We start from the raw sequence: 270 nt of genomic DNA on the forward strand, positions 1-270 counted from the left end.
CTAGTACCATTTACTGACACACCTAGTTTTGTATTTCCTAAAGCACCATTAGGAGTTATCAATGAAGTACCTATCCTAAGATCGGTATCACATGCACCACCAGCAACAGTGTGTGACGTGAATCCCGATAATACAATCTCAACTCGGCCAGTAATCTGTGGTGTGATGGTAGCTAACAGATTACTCATGTGACCTGTCCAAGTAGTTTCGGACGAGGGAGATATTGGATTTGTGAAATTAATTTGAGGTTTGACAGTGCTGGTAGTATAT

The 270-nt window shown here is 41.1% G+C and carries 1 protein-coding gene; it reads right to left on the bottom strand.

What is annotated here, in order from left to right; all coding sequences use genetic code 11:
- Positions 1–188, bottom strand: a 188-nt coding sequence (locus RAD10_RS41940; RefSeq protein ID WP_461622033.1) for a hypothetical protein, incomplete at its 3' end; no start/stop codon positions are given.
- Between the last annotated feature and the right edge of the window lie 82 nt (positions 189–270).

The sequence above is a fragment of the Bradyrhizobium sp. 23AC genome (assembly GCF_054863025.1).